Here is a 22,200-nt window from a genome sequence, read left to right on the forward strand (position 1 = left end):
TATCTACTTTTGTTTTTTCTCGACAAGTGTCTTGATTTTTTTATTCAAACTTCCATCTGTATACCTATACTTCATCAATTTCTGTACGATATCTTTCGCTGAGAATTTCTCTACAATAAACTTAGCCAATCTTTCATCAGTATATCTAGGATAAACAGGAGTTTGTCCAATACTCATAACCTTGTCTAAGTACGATGCAGCATTAAACTTACACATCTGTTCGCCATAAGCCCACATTACATCTTGAGGAACATCTCTACTTAGTACTTCTAGCATTTTCTTATAATTATGCTCTGTTTCCAGAATAGCAAAATACAACATAGAGGCTGATTTTGCATGATGAAAGTTATTTATTAAACTACTTAAAACCTTAGCTCTAAATCTCTTAACCTCTTCAGTATCCTCTAAATACTTAATTACATAACTATAATCTTCAAGGTCATAGGTCTCAAAGAAAAGTTGCTTCTTTATATTTGCTAAACCTCTTTTATCCCCATTATTCTCATAAATTTCTTCTAGTATCTCTAGATAAGGTTCGTTATACTCTGTCTGAATATTACTCTCTATTATTTTTAAACAATACTCCTCTACTAGTTTAAGATCTATATCCATTAACCCTTTTAATAATAGCAAATTGTATTCATTCTGAAACCTAACTGGTTTAAACAATTTATAACAATCTTTTAAAACTTGTTGTTCAACAGCTATTATCAAAAAGAACAAATACATCTCTATCTCAACAACATAATTATTATCTTGATAATGCTTCATTATTTTCACTACCTCATCCCCAAAAAGAGAAGTATATCTCTCATCTTTACTTTCGTATAGTTCTATAACTAAAGCTGAAACTAGACTGTAGTGTAAACTATTCTTAGGCTCATACAGTTGTTTCAATAAGTTTACTATCGTATTCTTGACAACATCTTGATCTTTGACATTTAATAATGCTAATACGTATCTTTCAACAAACTTATTCATATAGGTATCAACTCGTTTGCTAGTATAATTCACACTATACTTTAACGTAAATAGAGAAGACATTATCTTTAAATAAAGTTCTAAAGCAATAGGTTTTGTAATATTAACAACGATATATTTATCCACTGGCTCTAATGCAAGTGAAACCAAATCTACCAGCCTCTTAATATCTTTAGCATCTGCATTCTTTCTTTTTCCAAAAACAGAAGTATAAATATCTTTCAATATTTTATCAACGATATCAACACTATATTCGGCACTATCTTGTTTTTTAAAAGTTAATATAAACTCCTGCTCTACCTCCTTATTTTTCTTAAACAATTCAGTCAGCCATGTATACACCTCCTCTTGATTAACATCTTGAAGTAATGCTACACTTTCGCTTATTTTCTTTTTACTCAAAGCTTTTTTCACAACGGGTTTCGTAGCAATTTTCTTCCCTTTTAAGGCATCATTTATTGCCATCAGTAGCTTAGTCTGGTGTGAACACATGACTATATTGTCAATCTCACATTCACAACTTCTACTGACTACAGTACGGCCATCTATTACGATTTGTACATCATAGCTACTTTCTTCGTCATCTACATAAGCTACCCAATGTCCTTTACTCTCTTCCTCTACTTCTCTTAGAGATAGCCTTTCTGTTTTCCTTAATGTCGATTTTTCTACTAATTTTAATATCTGTCCTATTGTCATTACCTTCTTTTTTCTATTGTCAAATATACTTACTCTCCACTAAAGAACTATATCATATATATAAAGATTTTCTACTCTATCTGCCTTAAGATACCCGTATCTCTAATACTCCCATCCCTAGCTAAAATTAAAGCCTTAGACACAATCTCTGTGGTCTTAGGGTCATCATCTACAAAGGGTAGGAACAACTTCCCTCTATCCTGTGTATGTACAGGCTCGATATAGAGATGCGTACCAGATATCAAGTGAATCACACCACTACCGACATGTAAGCTATAGATTCCCTTAGTCCCTGTGATCACAAGGTGGCGTTCTTTGTACTCGATATTTGTTAACTTCAATAATCGTGCTGTTTCTCTCACAACAGCCATACGCATCTGTACCGTAGACAGACTTGTCTCTGGATCTACTCCTCCTACATAAGCGACACTTACCACCAAGTCAAGGTCTCTCATCACCTCACTGAAGACAATAGGATTAACCTCTGTTAGGGCAATCACGTCATCCGTAGAAGCTTTAGTGAATAAGATATGCTCTAAACTCACATAGTCTCCGTACTCTGCATTGCTACCTCCTAAATAGTCAATATAAACCTCAACTCGAATATCCTCCTCAAAATACAATTTGCTGTAATTCGCATAGTATTCATACTGCCAGTTTCTTGTCTTAAACAGTCCTAAAGTCTGTTTGTCTTTAACCTGATATCCCGTATAGCGATTAGAGCTACCGATATTTATTTCCTCTGCTTCGTTGTGTAAATACAACTCTCTAAACACTTGCTTAAAGGGTTGTTCTACCTGTTTGTCAAACAAATAAGCTTGTATATTTACCCACTGTCCACTTTGATATAAATCATAACAGTGCGCTATCACGAACTCTTCCTCTCCTTGTACATTCATTACCACCCCATCTATAGTGGTAAATACTCCCTCTACAAATAAACCGTAAACCTCACCACACTTAAAGACTAACTTAGCCAAGTGGTGCTTGATAATCGGATGCAGTAACAAATTTTGCATCTCTGCATAAGAGAATACATCTTGTCTAAGCATTGCCTGCTCTAAGTTCAGACGAGAGCGACTATACTGTTCTTTCAGTGCCTTCTGACGTTCTACTATATCAATGATTTGCTCATTTTTCTTTAGTTTAGCAGGTATCGCTTTTAAGGGCTTATCCCCTTTACTCTTCACTGTCAACTCTACTTTTCCCTCATCAGATACAGTCAAAGAGAATGTATACTCATCCAATACCAATTCCTTATAGTTCTCTAGAATAGACTGCACTTGTACACTCTCCATAGACCATTGAAAACGCACTGCATCAGTATACCCTGCCGCTCTAGCGATGTTCTGCATCGCTACATTATATATCTTTAAGTCATTCTCTTGGCGCATAGCTCCATACTTCTTAGAACCTTTCTTAAACTGTTCTAATAACTCATATCGATCCATCAAATCTCCTTCTCTATCTGTCTCAGATAAGGGGAATAACCCACATGCACGTACATAGTTTCTATCGCGTTTAGAGATAACCCTCGTTTTCAAGTCTTTCATAGAGACTTTACCTAACAGCACATCTGCATATAGCTTCACACGAGTATGCCCCTCTACTGCCATAAACTTAGTTGAATCATAAAGCATCTGCCAACGCTCTTCTCCTAGTACGTGATAAAAACTAAAGAACCAATCTATATCTACTACACCTCCTTCAAACTCCTCTAACGCTATAGCAGAGTAGCGTTGTATCTGTTTTTGTATCTTGTTTCTCTCCTCTTCTTGTTCGTTATCCAGCAGACGAGCGAACAGCCACCATATCGCTGACTCTAATCCTTGCCAGTCTAAGTAAGTCGTGATGTACTTTATCCACTGCGGACATGCTACAGCCACTTCGATCCATTGTGCTGCACTGAAGTTTATCTCTGCTACTTGAGCATTAAACATCTCTTGAGTATCAGCACTTAGAGGTGTTGTTCTACGAATAAGTTTACTATAGATTTGTCCTAATTCCTTAATCGTAATTTGCATCTCTGCATAATAGTAAATACTTTCTTTAGATATCCCTGTGTGCTTGATCTTATGCAATAATCCAAAGAAATACTGCATTCCTTCTATCTCCTGAAAGTCAAAGACAATATCAAATACCTTAGTCGTAGGGTTATCCCTATCCATAACCTGTTGTAAATAATACGCTTTAAACTCAACCAAGACTTGCTGTACTTTATCGTTTATAAATCGCTTTGTAAAAGGAGATAACACTGAACTGAAATAAGACTTTCTATTATCTATGGTAACTAGATACTGTATAAACTCGTCTCGCGTAATTTCACTCTTTTCATAGGCAAAAGCCATCAATTCAAAAGGTAACAGATAATAACTATCATCTACTTTATTACAATTCACTTGACGCCAACGCAATAGTCTGAAATATGCTAAACACTGTTCTTCTGTTAAGTCCTCTATAGGTATAAACTCAGCATACCAAGATAAATCTGTATAATCTACCCATGTATAGCTATACTCCTCTCCATAAACAGAAGTGCGTATCTCTAAATCTAATACTTCTTGAGTAATACTGTTGTATATTGCTTTTAGACCATCTAAGCAATAGGTCGTTTTTTCTTTAAATGGATATTGATAGGTTAAACAAGAAAAGACTGTTCCCATCGCATACCAATAGTTATCATATTTAGCTGAGAGTTTATTATAAAAATAAGGCAACTTCCCATCTAATAATGGTTTTATCAATTCAGGAACGTCTGTTTCTGAAGTAGCACAATGCAATAGGAATAAGTCTAATGCATCCAACTTACTATCCATAAACCACTGATTCCATACTTCATACAGTGGGTAATCTTGGAAGTGTTGTTCTGCTGTCCATTCATCATCACCTGAATAACTATGCATCTTCGTGAAATGTGTTCCTAAGAGTACCTTCTCTGCTTTTCCATAATTAAAATGTTCATATTCATACGTAGCATATTGTTTCATCAGATACTCTAGGCTATCTAACTCTCGTACTACCTCTTCCCATTTCTTAGAAAGTCCCCAATTATGTGCAATGCGCTGGCTAAATAAAGTATTCTCTTCCACTGAAGGCAATACAACAGCACTCACCACAGTAGCATCGTATAATGCCATATCTGTGTCTTGTCCTTCTTTTCCTTGACGCCCAAAGTCACGCAAGAGTACTAAGTATTCTTCTTCCTCTTTCGCATACTGAATACCTAGATCATCTAACTGTGTTAACCAAGTACCTAGTTGATGGTGTATGTCACCTCTCTGAGCTAGTACTACTAACCCTTCCATTGCTGCTAAGCGTTGATTCACATTCTCGCTTCGTATTAACTGTTCTAATAGTCTATCCTTAAAATCATCTTGTCTAGAGATCAATAGACGGATAAAGTGCTGTTGTGTCTTTTTAAACTTCCCTTTAAAGTATGCTACTATTTCTTCTTCGTCTTTACTTGATAAGGTAGCGATTGCTAAGAAGCGCATACAGCCAAAGGCTATTGTTTCTTTGCGCTCTTTCAGATAAGCGAAAGCTAACTCATTTTGCACCTCATAGGTAGGTTGTACCTCTCCTGTAAAACTATATCCATACCCCTGAAGTCCATATTCTTTACCTCCAAACAACAATAAGTTTAATAACTCTTCTTTAAAATCAACAGTAAAGGTATTTCGCTTGTCTATAAACAGCCTCGCCTTCTCTGATGACTCCTCTGTCAAATACAACAGTGAAGTCAATAACTCTTCTTTATTTAACTCAAAGCTTCTGTAATAATCTGGTATTACACTACTCTTCAAGATAAGTGTCTTTCCACTTTTATACTGTTCGTATAAGTCATAAAACACTTGATATACCTCTTCATAGTTTTCTTGTTGGATAAAATACCTTGAAGCTCTACTCCCTTCCAAATATTGGTTTATTCGATTTAGCAGCATAGCGATAAACTCTTGATCTCTACTTTCTAATATTTTATTAAATAGTACAGACTCTACCGTATATTCATTAAAGTTTGGTAAGAACTCTAGTATTACAAGCTGATACTTGCGCTCTACTTCCTCAAAAGCACTCTCAACAAAGCCAAACGCCATCTCTCTGTGTATCCATAGATAACAGTGCATCAGTGCATAAAACTCTTTTTCATTAAATGCAGATAATTCTTTCTCGTCAAAATACTCATAGTGATTTATAGCATAGAGCATCAACTCACATAGTCGCTTTACATTATCTTGTTTGTCATCTTCTACATGACTTCTAAAGTGGTATGCTAACTCTGTACGCACTGCTTCATAACGCACTAAATTATGAGAGAGAATAACTTCTAAAAAATACTTTAAGTTAGCTACCTGTACATGTGATAATAACCTCGTAATATCTTGTCTAATTCCCTCTTCACGACCAGCGTTTACCAATATATCTTTTACTTTCTCCCAATACTTTGATTGCTTTGAAGCCATTAGCATCAATAAAAAAGAAGGTGTCCATCGTCCATGCTCATTATCCCCATCACAGATAGTATCGACTACCTCGATTAACTGCCCTTCTCCACTATCTAAAGCTACTGCCCATACATAAGGAAGATAGTTAGGTAGCGAGAGGTGCATACTATACTCCACCTGCTTATGAAGTGGCAACTCTATGCTATAGGAATCATAGTTATGATTATCATAGAACGATATACCATATAACAGTCCTGAAATAACATTACACTGTTTTAAGAATGTATGTTCTGCATTGTGCCACGTCGCTTCTTTTATATCATATTGTCCTCCTAAGATATATTCATCCACTCGATCTAATAATTTCTGTACCCAAGGCGCTAGCTTCTCTCCAAAAAAACACACCAATAAAGCGTAATACTCTGCTTCTCTCCACATCCCAACAGAATTACTTGCTAACATCTCTACAAAAGTCTCATCATAACGCGTAAATACCTTAGGGCTATAAATAGAATCTTCTGGATCATTGCTATTGCCTGTAAAGTGTAGTCCTAACATAGCGATATGTGGCTCTAATTTCACACCTACGTACTCTTCGTTATACACCATCGCATAAAGCTCCTCATGCATCTCTGCGTAAGTACGGTTCTCTACTTGATAATCTCTTAGTATAGTTACAATATTATTATTCATTGGGATCTGTTTAAAAACTAGCTTTTAAAAAATTAAGGGGAATAAATACAAAGGCATCTGCATCATTCAACACAATGGCCTCTTCTAATGACAGCAACTCTCGCTCTCCATAAAACAATAAGAACAACTGATCTTCATACGCCTGTATCACACGCTGTACCTCTTCTGCTATATTGATATCTCTATACTTCTCAGGAGAAGTAAAACGGAGTTTACTAGTGAATAGAATATGATCTAAAGCTTCTTGTGTAATGGTTAACTGCTCTATGGTATTGCGCTGTTTGAACTTCTGTATATGTTGTTCTACCTGCTGTGTCACTACAGCTCCAAGGAACTCTCTTACCGTGACTTCAGCTGTGGATACTACTATCGCTATCGTCAGTCCCTCTACCTCAGCACTTAATCTATTCAATTGTTTGATCTGTATATTCACTTGCTTTACAGTCATAATCTCTTTCTTTTTCAAAGAGGAAAGATAAGACTTTTAACAAAAAGGTAAGTAGCTATAACTGGCTATATTCTATAGCAAATCATACATCTTAACACCTCAATAATACTTACACAGCGTTCTTCAACTTGCCGTTATCGGCAAAAAAACCATCTAAACAGATAAATTATTTTAAAAACTTGCCGATATCGGCAAAAAACTCATATAAGCAGATAATTTATTTCAAAACTTGCCGATAGTTATAAAAGATAAATACGAATAACCTATTCTCTAGAAATAGTAATTAGCGACATCGCATTTAATCTAGTTATTTCGTATCTTAATACTCTATTTCACACCTGTCATACTCATGGAAAAAGCTATCAAAATCACTATTGCAGTTTTACTCTTAATGTGTCTTTTAAAGTTGCCTTATGGGTTCTATCAATTCGTTCGCTTTGTGGCCTGTATAGGATTTAGTTACTTTGCGTACAAATCTTATTATAGAGAAGAAAAAACGGAGATGTTTATCTATATCGTACTAGTGCTACTGTTTCAGCCTTTTTTAAAAGTCGCTCTTGGTCGTAGTATTTGGAATATAGTGGATGTCATAGTTGCTATTGGTCTATTTATCAATATCCCTAACAGCAATAAAAAAATAAACCGCGAATAGAATTAATCCATCCGCGGTTATAAATTATTTTAATGACTAAAACTCATATACATCTAACTTCTGCTCTTGATCGAAGACTACCTCAGCGTGCCCACTCGGTGCATCATACTTCGCTTTCTCTACTACAGAAGGATTAGAAGGATATGTACCATTAGCATATACTAGTGATTTCAATTCTCCATCTGATTTTACAGTTAAGACTTTCCAATCATTCTCTACAGTAGGTTCTACAAAAATAGCTCCTTGCATCACTGTAAACTTCGTGATTAACTTATAATCAGACCCAAGCAACAAAGTAGTACACCCACCTGATCCACAGAAATAAGTACCTGTAAGACTTACAAAGATTTCTTTCTTCCCATCTCCATTTAGATCAATAGCATACAGCTTAAACTGACGGTCTGTATCTGTCATCACCTTCAAGTCTGCTTCTGTCAGAAACTCATTCTTTAAAAAGTTACTTACTCCTAATACAATATCTGATCCTACAGCATCAGCTTTAGGCTCCTGAAATTCTATTACCTCTTCTAAAGGTTCTATAGCCTCTACTTTCTTCTCTTTCTTACAAGAGACAAATGCTATTCCAACTAATAATACTGCAACAATACTTATTCTTCTCATCTTATTTTATTCTTTTTAATAGTATACAAAGGTGGCTAATTAATTCAATTATAAAGTCTTTTTAACAACAATTTGATGTTCTTTTCTACAAAAAAACAGTGTTACTTTTTTACTATTTCAATAATTATTCAATTGATAAAGTTATTATTTTAAACTTCTACTCAACTTTTTTTCTCTAAAAACAGTAATTATCCGTTTTTTGAGCACAAAAATAAAAAAAACAACCTCTTTTTTTTATTTCTAAAAAACAACAATACACTTAATAACAGCGTGTTACTAAAAAAAATAGTCTATACATTAAAATACAATCATGCTATAACCTTAGTAAAATAGGGGCTTCAATGCAAATCCTTCGACAATACATGGACAATAACCCAAGAATGGTGGAGCTAAGGCAAGCTTTGTCCAACAATGCTCCTTTTATACTCCATGTATTCTCCTTTGATGAAAGACTCATACTTCATAATCATTAGATCATCATACTATTGCTATTTTGCTGATTAGAGATTGAAAAAACACTTTTCATTTTTCGTTTACCTCTGCATCACCCTATCTATATTCACTATCCTGTTGCAACAAAAAAAGCCTTGAAGCTAGTGCTTCAAGGCTTATATATATTCTTTTATGTCTTATTTCTTCTTCGCTATCCCTCTGATTACTTTTGCTATTCCTCTGTGATATAGACCTTCTGACAGCTCTATATCTACCTCTTCTAGATTGATAAATTCGAAATCGCAGAAATCCTCTTTTAATTCTTCTACGCTATACAGCATCGTAGGGTTACTAGGTCCTCCTACATCGGGATTCTCTTTTTGTTTATAGATATGCTCTTTAGCAAAAGCTTCTAGTATCAATGTTCCACCTGCTTTGACATAACTTCCTAACTGTCTGTGATAGACCCTCCTTACACTCTCTGGAAAATGAGCATAAATCAACGCTACTGCATCCACTGATGCTAATTCGTAAGATAGCGATTCAACATCACTGACAAGATAGTCAATCTCTACATGGTGTTGTTTAGCTAATTGAAGTGCTTTATTCCTAGCTTCTATACTTTGATCAAAGGCTTTTACACTCCAGCCTTTTTGCGCTGCATATACCGCATTTCTCCCCTCTCCCTCAGCTGCCATTAATATAACCTCCTTGTCACGACTAGACTTGAGTACTTCTTCTAGATAGGCATTAGGCGCTATCCCATAAGCATATTCTTGTTCTTTATATCGCTCATTCCAAAACTCTTTCATGCTTATCTTCCTTTTACATTAGCGACTTTAGTCCACGTTCCACCATTTATCACTTGTGTATATCCTTTCTGCTCTAACATACGCTTCGCCTGACCACTGCGCATTCCACTTCTACAGAATACGACAATCTTATTTTCTTTAGGTAATTTATGCAACTGTGATTCTAATGTATCTAATGGGATATTCAGAGCGCCTGGCACAGAACCACTTTTAAACTCTCCCACTGTACATACATCTACCAGCATAGCTCCTTCCTGAACATAAGCGAATAGTAACTCTGCCTTATCTAATCCTAATAACTTATTTATAAAACCAAACATAGTCCATTGTTGTTTAAAAGAGTAAAGGTATGACTTCCCTTGTAGGTTAACTGTAACTTAGGTTACTGTACTCAAAGAAGCCTTTTATTTAACATTCCTGCAGCCTTCCACCTCAAAAAGGCAATTCTCTGACAGTCTCAACCATTAACACTTTACACCTATTTTACGCTAATTACTTACACTAAACAAACATTTATACATCAAAACATGAAAAGTATCTAAAAAGTATATACCTAAGATTTGGAGGTATCAGATATTTTTATACTTTTGCTATACATAAGAATCTTAAGTATGAAAAAGCAACAACAACTTTATAAAGGAAGTCTCAATGCCATCATCATGAAACTACTCGATCAGAATGGGAGAATGTATGGGTATGAAATCACGCAAAAGGTAAAGGAAGTAACCGAAGGAGAAATGAGCTTGACAGAAGGTGCTCTCTATCCTGCCCTTCACAAGCTAGAAGCTGATGGATACTTAGATGTAGAACTAGAGCGTGTAGATGGACGAGTACGTAAGTACTATAAGCTCACAGAATCTGGAGTAAAAGAAACTACTTCTAAAATGGAAGAGCTAGAAAGCTTTATCCGCAATATGCAGAACATTGTCAACCTAAAATTGACATAATTGGCAACCACCAAAGACAAAACACAATGAAAAAACTTACTATAAACCAACAACAACTAATTATCGCTGAGATAGCAAGATATAATGTGCGTTATGCCAATCTTAAAGAAGAATTGACAGACCATATCTTCTGTGAAATAGAAGAGCTATATCATACAGGATACGAGTTTGAACAAGCTTTTATACAAGTATTTGATAAATGGCATCCTATGTTGACTCCTAGAAAAGACTTTAAGTATAGACACGTCCCTTCTTTTATCTCTAATACGTGGTATCGCAGAGATGATAACAGATGGAGAATAGCAGGTGTTATCACTTTCTTATTTGCCTTAACCAACTCACTCTTTTTAAAATTAGATCATACCACTCATAATATTAGCTTTTTTGCGATCAGTTTGATAGGTCTTGTATTATCTATTCTACTATTCATGAAGAACCGCAAGAGACAGAACTATAGAGCTTCTTATTTGATTCTAAAATCTATGGTATCTGGTAGTATACTACTTGTATTCACTCTTATACTTGGTATAAAAGTTTACAGATATATGATTAACGGCTTTACTATGGGAGACCTTGACCTACTATCATTAGTTGCACTATATCACTGTATCAATATTATAGTGTTATCTAGAGAAAATAGTAGACAACGTCGTACACAGATTGCTTAAAAAAAGAAAATGCTATGAAAACATTAAGTAACCTAGAAATAAAACAAATAGAATGTGAGATAAATGAATATAATATTCAATATGAAGATATTATAGCAGAAGTAACAGATCATGTTATATGTGAAATAGAATATGAAATAAATCAACATAACCTTGACTTTGATAGTGCATTCATATTAGTATTTAATAAATGACGACCTATGCTAAGGCCTAATCTAAGTTCTAAATACAATGACATTCCTTCTTTTATCTCTAATTCGTGGACAGAAAAAGAGAGTGCTAGATGGAAAATAGCTGGAGCCTTGACTGCGTTATTTGGTGTATTCTACTTCGGTATCTCATATTGGACTAGGTATGATTTACTTCTATTGGCTGTGGTGCTATTAGGGATTACTGTCTTGTTATCTTTTAATATGTTTAGATTCTTAAAAAAGACACAGAGTTATAGAAGCTTTTATTTAAAGACCTTATCTAAAAAACAGATTATAAATGTCTTAGTATTTATGGGGCTAACTATATATGAGCTATCTAGATATATTAGTAAACCTAACACCGACTTTGCTACTCTGATAATAGGATTAATAGCGATCTATACGTTCATAAATACTGTATTGATCTATAGAGAAAGCTTGAAGTTGATAAAAAACTAAAAAAGAAAATGCTATGAAAACACTACAACCACTAGAACTAGATAAAATTAGACAAGAACTAATCAACCACAAGGTTGAATACATAGAGGTAATAGAAGAACTGACAGACCATATCGCTAATGGTATTGAGCAACAATGGAGTGAATCTAATACTCAAATATCTTTTGAAGAGGCGTTAGCTATAGAGATTAATAAATTCGGGGTTAAAGGATTAAGCAAAGTGCAAACTCAGATGAATAAAGCCCAAATATATGAGTACTTGTGTATCATCGGTTTAGGTATAAAAGAGTACTTTGTAACTTCTAAAGTGTTCTATCTACTAGCTATTTTTATTGGTACACTTCTACTATTTAATATTTCAAGTACATGGTATTTTATAGACAGAATATTTAATGTTGGTTATTTAGCTACGATTGTAACTTTTAATCTAGTTATCATGATAGAAAGTGATAGTAGTTGTAAATTACCTTATCTGGGAAATACAAAAAGATATATTTCTAATGCGTACTATTTACTAGTAAAGCAGTTAACCTATTTCTCTTTAATACCTATGATAATTCTTTGTTTTAGTAAAATTTCTCAACAGTTTATCTATTCAAACAGCGCTTTTATCTGGGTACCTAAAAGTATTCTATTTACACTCTTGCTGATTATCCCTTTCATCATTCTCAATAAACTGAGACCTATGGTACTTAAAAAAAAGAATGAACTATCACAATCTAAAGTAATCTAATTAATTACACTATGAAAACACTACAACCACTAGAACTAGATAAAATCAGACAAGAACTAATCAACCACAAGGTTGAATACATAGAGGTAATAGAAGAACTGACAGACCATATCGCTAATGGTATTGAGCAACAATGGAGAGAGTCTAATACTCACATATCTTTTGAAGAGGCCTTGACTATAGAGATTAATAAATTCGGGGTTAAAGGTTTAAGCAAAGTACAGTCTACCATCCTGAACATAAAAACACAAGAGTTTGGTCTAGTTGTCTTAAAAGGAGTAAAAGATTGTTTAACCTCTTTTAAACTATTAGCTGTAATAGCTGTTGTTCTTTCTTTATATTCATTAATGACACTAACACAGCATTCACTATTGTTAGCATCGCTATCTAACTTAATAATACTTATAATTTTTGGTATAGGACAGGTAATTATTTTTAGCGAAACACTTAAAGCTTTGCAAAAGTATAGATATATGAATGGTTATAAAAAAACTCTTAATGATAAAAGTTATAGTATCATAGCTAGTGTTATATGTATAATAGTATTTGGAAGTACTCATTCTATAAAGAATTATATGTCTGTAACTGACAACGGAATACTATCACTAAGCTTTATATATACAACTAAGAGTATACTATTTACACTATTACTACTTACACAGTACAGTGCATACTTCTATCTAAAACCAAAATATATTAGAGATAAAAATAACTTACTAAAAACTAACTAGTAACCAAAAATCGCTATGACAACACTATCTACTAACCAAATAGAAGAAATAGAAGAGTTCTTAATCACTCAATACAATATCAAGTATCAAGATACTCGTGAGGAGGTACTAGATCATATTGCTTGTGAGATAGAAGAACTGATGAGTGAGGGTTTTGGCTATGAGATTGCTTTTAAAAAGACATTTAATAAATGGCATAATGACTTAAAACCACACCCGTTTATAAGATACAATAATGTACCTTATTATTTAGGTCGTCAATGGGTAAAAAGAGATGTATTCAATATCATCCTAGCCATGCTAATAGGTATAGGAGTACCCTATATCTTTAAAAATATAATAGAAGATTATCATTTAGCGAATACAATAGGAATATTTATATCCTTGACTAGTATAATGACAACATTATTTATAACTATTAAGTACTATGGAGTCAAAGGGTACAGAATAAGTCAACTAAAAAAAGATATATTGGGTTATAGTGGTATTTCTTTATTCTATCTTGTGTTTTTTTGGGGAGGTTTTACGTATAAATTGATTCCTCTACTATTCATTATATCCTTATATCAACTATATTACATATTAGAAATAAGCAAGTTAAACATTCGAACTATTAACTAGGTACTTATGACAACACTATCTACTAACCAAATAACACAGATAGAAGATACTCTAATCTCTAAATACAATATCAAGTATCAAGATACTCGTTATGAGGTACTAGATCATATTGCCTGTGAGATAGAAGAACTGATGAATGAAGGATATGAACATAGAGAGGCATACAATATTGTATTTAATAAATGGCATTCAAAACTACTACTAGAGCATTTTGGAGTCTATAAAGGTATCCCAAAGTTTATATCTCGTCCAATAGTTAAGCTTGTAACACAGCCTAATTGGACTGTATATCTCTTAACTTTCTTTGTATCAATTGGACTTACTGTTTTTTTTAGCATACAGAAAATAAGTGCTGTTACAGCTTTTGTGTCAATACTTACAATAACAGTAGCTACAATCTCTCTATACAACACTAAAAGACTAAAGGGGTACTACTTAGATATATACAAACGATTATTGGTTATGGAGATCAGTGTAAGTGTTCTATTATTTGTTCTAATGACCTTTTTAGATAACTTACTACAATTAAATTATAGTAGTATAGATTCTGTTGTTATGTATCACTTTACAATTACTTGGTATCATATCTATTTATTCAGAAACTTGATAAAAAAAGGTCAAGTAAGCACCTCTTAACTATTAACTCAACACTATTATGACAACACTTACTACTGACCAAATAAAACATATAGAAGAGACCTTAAGCACGCAATACAATATCAAGTATCAAGATACTCGTGATGAAGTATTGGATCATATTGCCTGTGAGATAGAAGAGCTGATGAATGAAGGTGCTTATTTTCACGAAGCTAGTAAAATAACAATAGCTAAATGGAATAGTCAACTAAAGCCTTCTAATTGGGTGATCAACAAAACGCCTAGATTTATAGTCAGTCCATTAATTGTAAAAGATATGCAGAGTATTGGGCTACTATTTGTTTTGGCTGTATTCACTACTTCTATAATCCATGTCTTTATCAAAGATCAATTATTCATCTTAGGCCTAGCTTTAGCTATCACAGCTTTTCCTATGTTAATAATGGGGTACCTCAAGTATAAAAAGAATCGTTACGCGAACTTTAAACTGGATTACTACACCGAACATATCAAAGGTGTTGCTTGGTTTAGTTTATTTGTTTTAGATGGCATGGTAGCTTTATATTACAGTTTCACGAGTACTTTTTCGATAGTTTACTTAAACCTAATATTCTTACTACTAGCTATATTCTTATCGAGTATAGCCATGTATTTGACCTTAAAACACAACCAAGAATACAACAGTGTTTCATCTAAAATATTGTAATTATGAAAACACTTACTATTGATCAAATAAAAGAGATAAAAGATTTTATCATCAGTAAAGATGTGAAGTATTACGAAATAATAGAAGAACTTACTGATCATCTAGCTTCTTCTATAGAAGAGAAATGGTCTGAAGGTGACAATAATAACTTAGAATATCTTTTAGCTAAAGAATATGAAAACTTTGGTTCTTATAAATTCTTATCTATTCAAGAAAGTAGAGAGAAACAAAAGTTCAGAGAATATAAACATATGTTTTTTAAATCTTTAAAAGAGTTTTTCACATTTCCTTTAATAGTTACAGTTATAGCTATAATATTACTAATTGCCGCATTACTTCATTGGATAGGTCAAGAATTTAAATTCTTAACAATGATATTTATAATGAGCCCAGTTATTGTATTCTTTTATAGCTATGCAAAAGATTTAGTGTTACGCAAAAAAGTGAAGACAAAACTACTATTAGACAGAACTTATTCATCTGTTATGAGTTTTTCGTTACTCTCGAATACAATCTTCTTTAATATCATTATGCAGGGTAAAAGGCTCTTTAACCTACCTACTACTTATGACTCTATAGGGGATTGTTTATTAATGGCTTCGGGTATTACCTTAACTATACTTAGTATCTATGTAGGTCTTAATATCATCAAACCAACCTACCAAAATGAAAGAGATAGAATATTAAAAACTATTAACTAGGCACTTATGAAAACACTATCTACTGGCCAAATAAAACATATAGAAGAGACCTTAATCACTCAATACAATATCAAGTATCAAGATACTCGTGATGAAGTATTGGATCATATTGCCTGTGAAATAGAAGAATTGATGAATGAAGGGTATGAATATGAAGATGCTTTTAGACAGACTTTTATAAACTGGAAGGATTTATTAAAAACAGATCCTTATCATTTCTATAAAAACACACCCTACTTTATCTCTAAAAACTGGATTGAAAAAGATAGTAGAATAAAGAACAACTCTATCTTATTGGGGATAATTATTGCTGTTTGTCAAATGACAGTTCTAGTGTTTTCAGATAGTTTATACTTTATAGTTTCAATGTTATTAGCTCTAGTTTCATTGAATATAGTATTTATACTTAGACACTATATCAAAACGATAGTAAGTGAACACGCTGTTTATCTAAAGAAGAGAATTAAGAAGATAACTTCTTATAATGCATTAATAGTAGTGCTATTCATAAGTATCCTACTCTTTCAACATTTACTTAAAAAAGGAGATTTGCTAGGCTTCACTCAAGGTTTTATAATTGGAGGGGCTTTATTTATTCCTTTTTCATTAACCTGGACACTACTTACTTATAAATCTTACAAACAACAATTTAATTAAGTCTTTATGAAAACACTTACTACTGACCAAATACAAGCTCTACACACTTTTGTAAAGAAGCACTATGTAGAATACTATGATATCGAACTGGAGCTAGTCGATCACTTAGCCAATGGAATAGAATCTCAATGGAGAGAGGATGGTTCACTTACTTTTGAAACAGCATTAGACAGAGAGTTTAAGAAGTTTGGGGTATTTGGGTTTAGTACAATCATTGAGAAGAAGGAGAATAGTCTTACGTATTTTTATCTTGGCATTATTCTAAAAGAAGTTCTGCGCTTCCTGCATTGGCCTAAATTACTCTTAACGAGTGCGCTCTTTTATATCATATATACATCACTTAATTATCTATCAACGATATTTGAGAATAGAGATATAATCTCTGTGATTATATGGAGTCTAATGCCTCTAGTTTTCATTTATTATATCATAGAGGCGACTCTAGTTAAAAAACTTCATAAAGCAACTCAAAAGAAGTGGTTTATGGATAGAATAAGATTATCCGTAATAGCATTTCCTTTATCTGCTCTATACATCACGTATTATTTTGCAAGATTTATAGCTGATAAGTCTATTGTGTTATCAAGTGTACTTATCTTATTCGTAGGACTCTGGATATACATTACATACAATGTTATATCTCCTAAGCTCAAACTAGAAAAAGAAGCTACTATAAAGAAGTTTAACACCCTATAACTACTATTATGAAAACTCTAACTACTGACCAAATACAAGCTCTACACACTTTCGTAAAGAAGCACTATGTAGAATATTATGATATCGAACTGGAGCTAGTCGATCACTTAGCTAATGGAATAGAGTCTCAATGGAGAGAGGATGGTTCACTTCCTTTTGAAACAGCACTAGACAGAGAGTTTAAGAAGTTTGGGATATTTGGGTTTAGTGATGTAGTGGACTCTAAAATAAAACTGGCAACGAATAGTTACTTAAAACAGATGTATAAGGTCTTATTAAGTTTCTTCACTATTCCTAAAATAATTGTTTCACTAGCTATATTCTTATTGAGTTTTGCTATTGGTTTAACTCTGCCTAATTACTATTTAGAAATATTTATAATTACCTCTTTTATACTTCTTTTAGGCTTTATAGGTATGGGGATCAGATGGCAGATAGAACTCAAAAAGATCAATAAAGAAAGCAATAAGAAGTGGTATTTAACTAGAGTGGCTACTATGGCTCTCGGAGGCCCTATAATACTAGTTATAGCTCCTTCTTTTAATCTGATTAATCTATTACAAAACTATATTTCATCGATTAGCTTTCTCATTCTAACCTCCTTTTTGATAACCTTATTAATACTGTGGGTTTATATATCTCTTTTTGTATTTATACCCTTTATGCGCAAAGAGATACACCATTCTATTCAACGACACCAACTAACTTAAACACACCTTACTATGATCGCATTAATCACTAAAATTGCGTTGTATATCTGCAACCTAGTATTACATTGGCTATAAATACACCTTAGACAGTGTGCTATTTTCTATAAAAAAACTACTTTTGCAAAAAATAAATCAGACAGATGAATATCAAATTACTTGCAATAGGAAAGACAGACAGTAAACCATTACAAACGTTAATGGATGAATACATGAAGAGATTGTCTTTTTATGTAAAGTTTGACCTAGAGGTAATTCCTGATATCAAGAATGCGAAGAATATGTCTGAAGATCAGCAGAAACAAAAAGAAGGGGAACTAATCTTATCTAAGATAGGTCCTACTGATCAGCTAATCTTACTAGATGATAAAGGAAAGGAGTTTACGAGCATTGGCTTCGCTGATGAGCTACAAAAGAAGATGAACTCTGGTATCAAGACCTTAGTATTCGTTATCGGAGGGCCTTATGGTTTCTCAGAGGACGTGTATAAAAATGCAAAAGGGAAAATATCACTTTCTAGAATGACATTTTCCCATCAGATGATTCGTTTATTTATTATCGAACAGACTTATAGAGGATTCACTATCCTGCGCAATGAACCTTATCATCACGAATAGGTTTTTAGTTAACGGTGAACGGTGAACAGTTTACAGTAATCAGTGAACAGTTTACGGTTAACATTTTCAGTTAATCGGTTTACAGTGGACAGTTTCACAAAAAAACGGTTTCACGGTTTCACAAACTAACGATTTCACAGTTTCACGATTCGACTAATAAATTAAATCTGTCTTTAAAAACTGGTCTACTACTTCTTTTTCTACAAAGAAAATACGAGTCTGTAAATAAGTTTCGTATGTTACGTCTTTATTCACTCCTAGTTGTAGACTATCTTTATCTTTTATAGCCTCTATTAATTGGTCTTTAGTTACTGACTTACCTTCTACTAAGAAGTTATTAGCATCTTTTAGATATACTACTTTATCTAGAGAAGTAGGTCCTACGAAACCAAAGTCTAAGTCTTTAATTGGAAAAAGAGAAAGATGCTTGTGTAGTGTATCAGCATAACTTAGATATACTCCCTTCTCATCTCTATGCATATTGTCTTCTGCATATTTGTGATCTTTAATTCTCTTTATCTCTTGTAATACTTCTTTAGCATTCAAATCGCGTTGAACAGAAACAATATAGTTCGTACCAGCAATTCTGTTGGCATCATTTAAATTAAAGCTCTTCCCTTCTTCTCCTGTTTCAAAGTAAATAGGTGAATGATCATCTATTCCTTCTTCAACAATAAAAGAAGCTCTACTTAATTGCATCTCTTTCTTATTACAGCTCACTAATAATAGTAAAGCAGGTATTAATAGTAGCACTTTTTTCATATACTCAATTGTTTTATTATTTCTCTTGTTTGTACAGCCTCTTTCACATCGTGAACTCTTAAGATATGAGCTCCTTTTTGTAAAGCCACTGTATTTAATACTGTCGTTCCATTTAATGCCTCTTGAGGAGTAATATCAAATAACTTATAGATCATAGACTTCCTAGATATACCTACTAAAATAGGCAATTCAAAAGAAGATAACAACTCCATTTTACTCATCAGCTCATAATTTTGTTCTAATGTTTTAGCAAAGCCAAAGCCTGGGTCTAGTATGATATCATTAATCTTATATTCTCTTGCTTTTGCTACTCGTTCTGAGAAGTATATTTTCACTTCTTTTACTAAGTCATTATATGTAGTCATCGTCTGCATCGTCTGAGGAGTTCCTCTCATGTGCATCATAATATAAGGTACTTGTAACTCCCCTACAGTGAGCAACATCTGCTCGTCTAAATGCCCTGCGGCAATATCATTTATAATAGAAGCTCCAGCAGCTATTGTAGCTCTAGCAACACCTGCTCTAAAGGTATCTATAGAAAGGTGCATAGTCGGGAACTCTTTTTGAAGTAACTTTACAATAGGTACGATACGTTCTATCTCTTCTTCTTCACTGACATACTCTGCACTAGGTTTACTAGAATACGCTCCTACATCGATAAAGTCAGCCCCTTGCATTATCATCTGCTCTGCATGGTTTAAAAAAGCTAGATCAGACTTATACTTTCCTCCATCAAAAAAAGAATTAGGAGTGATATTTAATATTCCCATTATTTTTGGAGAACTTAAATCAATCAATTCTCCTTTACAATTTATTGTCATTGTGTGTAATGCGTTACTTTTTTATGTAGTTTTATATAATTAAAAACAGCTAAAATACTTCTACCTCTTTCAAAGGGTTAGTATTATTAGTATTTTTGAAAAAATATTACACAAATATAATCCAAATGAATACGACTTCTACTCAATTTGATCAAGTAATTGCGATATGCAGAGATTTATATACCAAGAAAATGAAAGACTATGGATGCGCATGGAGAATCCTTAGAATGCCTTCATTGACTGATCAAATATTTATAAAAGCACAACGCCTTAGAAGTATTCAAGAGAATGAGGTTAGAAAGGTAGATGAAGGAGAAATCCCTGAGTTCATTGGTATTATCAATTATTGTGTGATGGCACTTATCAATTTAGAGATAGGAGTTGCGAATCAACCTGACTTATCTACTGAAGAAGCAATTGCTTTATACGATCAAAAAGTAGCTGAAACAAAACAATTAATGGAAGATAAAAACCATGACTATGGAGAAGCTTGGCGTGATTTAAGAGTTAGTTCATTAACAGACCTTATCTTACAGAAACTATTACGTGTAAAACAAATCGAAGATAACAAAGGAAAAACTATTGTATCAGAAGGAATAGCTGCTAACTATCAAGATATGCTAAACTATTCTGTATTCGCATTGATACACTTAGATTTACCAAACCAATAAATCACTGTTCTAATACAATCAAATAACTATGAAAATAATTGCTCAATTATCTCGAATATTTGTAGGAATACTATTTATCCTTTCTGGATTAGTGAAACTAAATGACCCTATGGGGTTCTCATATAAGCTAGAAGAATACTTCTCCGAAGCTGTATTAAATATTCCTTTCCTAGCTCCCTATGCTGTAGGATTAGCAGTGACTCTTGTGATTGCTGAGGTACTATTAGGAGTTGCTCTATTAATAGGGTATATGCGAAAATTGACAATTACTTTACTGTTCTTAATGATTGTATTCTTCACATTCCTTACCTTCTACTCTGCATTCTTTAATAAAGTAACAGATTGTGGTTGTTTTGGGGATGCTGTTCCACTAACACCTTGGGGATCTTTCACAAAGGATATTGTATTACTTATCTTGATTCTTATTATCATGAAATATAATCAAGTAATAAAACCTATCTTCTCTGGTAAGATTAACAATATTATAATGATTCTGTCTTTAGTACTATGTAGTTTTATGGGATACTGGGTATTGAACCATTTACCTTTAAAAGACTTCAGAGTTTATAAAGTAGGTACTGATATCGTAAAAGGAATGGAGATTCCTGAAGACGCTCCAAAAGCAGTTTATGAGATTACGTTCTACTATGATGTAAATGGTGAAGAGCGCAAGTTCTCTGATAAAGAGTTAACTAAATTACCTGAAGGTGCTAAATACCTAAGAAGAGAAGAGAAACTTATCTCTGAAGGATACCAACCTCCTATTCATGATTTGACTATGGATAAAGACGGTATTGACCACCTATCTATGATGATGGCAGAACCGAAATTAGTAATGCTTATCTCTTATGACCTAACTAGAGCTGATGAAAAAGGCCTAGAAGCAATGAAAGACTTTGCTAATAAAGCTATTGTTAAAGGATATGTAGTAGCTGGTATGACTGCTTCGAATCAAGACTTAATAGAATCTGTAGTTAGTAAATACAAACTTCCTTTTGACTACTATACATGTGATGGGACTACACTAAAAACAATAGAGCGTGGTAACCCAAGTATAGTAGTAATAGAAAATGGTGTTATTGTAGAGAAGAAACATTGGAATGACAGAGAATCTGTAAACTTAAAATAAGCCTAC

At 33.3% G+C, this 22,200-nt stretch carries 25 protein-coding genes; 17 read left to right on the forward strand and 8 right to left on the reverse strand.

Annotated elements, in window-relative coordinates; genetic code table 11:
• Positions 1-3 precede the first annotated feature (3 nt).
• The 3 genes from BK054_RS17815 to BK054_RS17825 form a co-directional block, all read right to left on the reverse strand.
• Positions 4-1,680 (reverse strand): hypothetical protein, encoded by a 1,677-nt coding sequence (locus BK054_RS17815; RefSeq protein ID WP_071307600.1) that lies wholly within the window; start codon positions 1,678-1,680, stop codon positions 4-6.
• A 71-nt stretch (positions 1,681-1,751) separates the two neighbouring features.
• On the reverse strand, positions 1,752-6,815 hold the full coding sequence (locus BK054_RS17820) for a DUF4132 domain-containing protein (RefSeq protein WP_071307601.1): 5,064 nt from the start codon (positions 6,813-6,815) through the stop codon (positions 1,752-1,754).
• Positions 6,816-6,825: 10 nt separating this feature from the next.
• Complete coding sequence (locus BK054_RS17825; RefSeq protein WP_006258529.1) at positions 6,826-7,263, reverse strand: hypothetical protein; 438 nt, start codon at positions 7,261-7,263, stop codon at positions 6,826-6,828.
• A 349-nt stretch (positions 7,264-7,612) separates the two neighbouring features.
• On the opposite strand from BK054_RS17825, the gene BK054_RS17830 reads away from it, so the two are divergent.
• Entirely contained in the window at positions 7,613-7,915 is a 303-nt protein-coding gene (locus BK054_RS17830; protein ID WP_006258530.1) for a DUF6804 family protein, read from the forward strand.
• 36 nt (positions 7,916-7,951) lie between these two features.
• On the opposite strand, the gene BK054_RS17835 is transcribed toward BK054_RS17830, so the two are convergent.
• The 3 genes from BK054_RS17835 to BK054_RS17845 form a co-directional block, all read right to left on the reverse strand.
• Positions 7,952-8,536 (reverse strand): hypothetical protein, encoded by a 585-nt coding sequence (locus tag BK054_RS17835; protein WP_071307602.1) that lies wholly within the window; start codon positions 8,534-8,536, stop codon positions 7,952-7,954.
• A gap of 629 nt (positions 8,537-9,165) precedes the next feature.
• Positions 9,166-9,780: a class I SAM-dependent methyltransferase gene (locus BK054_RS17840; RefSeq protein WP_006264220.1), complete on the reverse strand. Its 615-nt coding sequence runs from the start codon at positions 9,778-9,780 to the stop codon at positions 9,166-9,168.
• Between the two features lie 2 nt (positions 9,781-9,782).
• Positions 9,783-10,100 (reverse strand): rhodanese-like domain-containing protein, encoded by a 318-nt coding sequence (locus tag BK054_RS17845; protein ID WP_071307603.1) that lies wholly within the window; start codon positions 10,098-10,100, stop codon positions 9,783-9,785.
• A 291-nt stretch (positions 10,101-10,391) separates the two neighbouring features.
• On the opposite strand from BK054_RS17845, the gene BK054_RS17850 reads away from it, so the two are divergent.
• From BK054_RS17850 to rlmH, 14 genes are all read left to right on the forward strand, one after another.
• The gene (locus tag BK054_RS17850; RefSeq protein ID WP_006258534.1) at positions 10,392-10,727 is read left to right on the forward strand and encodes a PadR family transcriptional regulator; all 336 of its coding nucleotides are present in this window, start codon (positions 10,392-10,394) and stop codon (positions 10,725-10,727) included.
• Between the two features lie 26 nt (positions 10,728-10,753).
• Positions 10,754-11,395 (forward strand): hypothetical protein, encoded by a 642-nt coding sequence (locus BK054_RS17855; protein WP_071307604.1) that lies wholly within the window; start codon positions 10,754-10,756, stop codon positions 11,393-11,395.
• Positions 11,396-11,409: 14 nt separating this feature from the next.
• A complete protein-coding gene (locus BK054_RS18730; RefSeq protein ID WP_232234313.1) occupies positions 11,410-11,589 on the forward strand; it encodes a hypothetical protein in 180 nt (59 codons plus the stop codon).
• Positions 11,590-11,595: 6 nt separating this feature from the next.
• A complete protein-coding gene (locus BK054_RS17860) occupies positions 11,596-12,045 on the forward strand; it encodes a hypothetical protein (RefSeq protein ID WP_232234314.1) in 450 nt (149 codons plus the stop codon).
• A 13-nt stretch (positions 12,046-12,058) separates the two neighbouring features.
• Positions 12,059-12,778, forward strand: coding sequence for a hypothetical protein (locus BK054_RS17865; protein ID WP_071307605.1), 720 nt, complete (start codon positions 12,059-12,061; stop codon positions 12,776-12,778).
• A gap of 11 nt (positions 12,779-12,789) precedes the next feature.
• Positions 12,790-13,509 carry a hypothetical protein gene (locus BK054_RS17870; RefSeq protein WP_071307606.1) on the forward strand — a complete coding sequence of 240 codons (720 nt, stop codon included), beginning with the start codon at positions 12,790-12,792 and terminating at the stop codon, positions 13,507-13,509.
• A 15-nt stretch (positions 13,510-13,524) separates the two neighbouring features.
• Positions 13,525-14,130 carry a hypothetical protein gene (locus tag BK054_RS17875; protein WP_071307607.1) on the forward strand — a complete coding sequence of 202 codons (606 nt, stop codon included), beginning with the start codon at positions 13,525-13,527 and terminating at the stop codon, positions 14,128-14,130.
• Positions 14,131-14,136: 6 nt separating this feature from the next.
• Positions 14,137-14,766: a hypothetical protein gene (locus BK054_RS17880; RefSeq protein ID WP_071307608.1), complete on the forward strand. Its 630-nt coding sequence runs from the start codon at positions 14,137-14,139 to the stop codon at positions 14,764-14,766.
• A gap of 19 nt (positions 14,767-14,785) precedes the next feature.
• A complete protein-coding gene (locus BK054_RS17885; RefSeq protein ID WP_071307609.1) occupies positions 14,786-15,433 on the forward strand; it encodes a hypothetical protein in 648 nt (215 codons plus the stop codon).
• Between the two features lie 2 nt (positions 15,434-15,435).
• Positions 15,436-16,134 (forward strand): hypothetical protein, encoded by a 699-nt coding sequence (locus BK054_RS17890; protein ID WP_058699686.1) that lies wholly within the window; start codon positions 15,436-15,438, stop codon positions 16,132-16,134.
• Between the two features lie 6 nt (positions 16,135-16,140).
• Positions 16,141-16,791 (forward strand): hypothetical protein, encoded by a 651-nt coding sequence (locus tag BK054_RS17895; RefSeq protein WP_006258543.1) that lies wholly within the window; start codon positions 16,141-16,143, stop codon positions 16,789-16,791.
• A 6-nt stretch (positions 16,792-16,797) separates the two neighbouring features.
• Positions 16,798-17,487 carry a hypothetical protein gene (locus tag BK054_RS17900; RefSeq protein WP_006258544.1) on the forward strand — a complete coding sequence of 230 codons (690 nt, stop codon included), beginning with the start codon at positions 16,798-16,800 and terminating at the stop codon, positions 17,485-17,487.
• Between the two features lie 8 nt (positions 17,488-17,495).
• A complete protein-coding gene (locus tag BK054_RS17905; RefSeq protein WP_006264233.1) occupies positions 17,496-18,197 on the forward strand; it encodes a hypothetical protein in 702 nt (233 codons plus the stop codon).
• A 140-nt stretch (positions 18,198-18,337) separates the two neighbouring features.
• On the forward strand, positions 18,338-18,811 hold the full coding sequence (rlmH, locus tag BK054_RS17910) for a 23S rRNA (pseudouridine(1915)-N(3))-methyltransferase RlmH (RefSeq protein ID WP_039330284.1): 474 nt from the start codon (positions 18,338-18,340) through the stop codon (positions 18,809-18,811).
• Positions 18,812-18,964: 153 nt separating this feature from the next.
• Here rlmH and BK054_RS17915 read toward each other — a convergent pair whose 3' ends face one another.
• On the reverse strand, positions 18,965-19,573 hold the full coding sequence (locus BK054_RS17915) for a hypothetical protein (RefSeq protein ID WP_006258547.1): 609 nt from the start codon (positions 19,571-19,573) through the stop codon (positions 18,965-18,967).
• Complete coding sequence (gene folP / locus BK054_RS17920; protein ID WP_039330286.1) at positions 19,570-20,394, reverse strand: dihydropteroate synthase; 825 nt, start codon at positions 20,392-20,394, stop codon at positions 19,570-19,572. The genes BK054_RS17915 and folP overlap by 4 nt, the downstream gene beginning before the upstream one ends.
• A 125-nt stretch (positions 20,395-20,519) precedes the next feature.
• Between folP and BK054_RS17925 the strand changes: the two genes are divergently transcribed.
• Entirely contained in the window at positions 20,520-21,065 is a 546-nt protein-coding gene (locus tag BK054_RS17925; protein WP_006258549.1) for a DUF1599 domain-containing protein, read from the forward strand.
• Positions 21,066-21,093: 28 nt separating this feature from the next.
• Complete coding sequence (locus BK054_RS17930; protein WP_006261755.1) at positions 21,094-22,194, forward strand: BT_3928 family protein; 1,101 nt, start codon at positions 21,094-21,096, stop codon at positions 22,192-22,194.
• Positions 22,195-22,200 lie beyond the last annotated feature (6 nt).

This window comes from Myroides sp. ZB35, from assembly GCF_001865835.1.
Classification (GTDB): domain Bacteria; phylum Bacteroidota; class Bacteroidia; order Flavobacteriales; family Flavobacteriaceae; genus Flavobacterium; species Flavobacterium odoratimimum.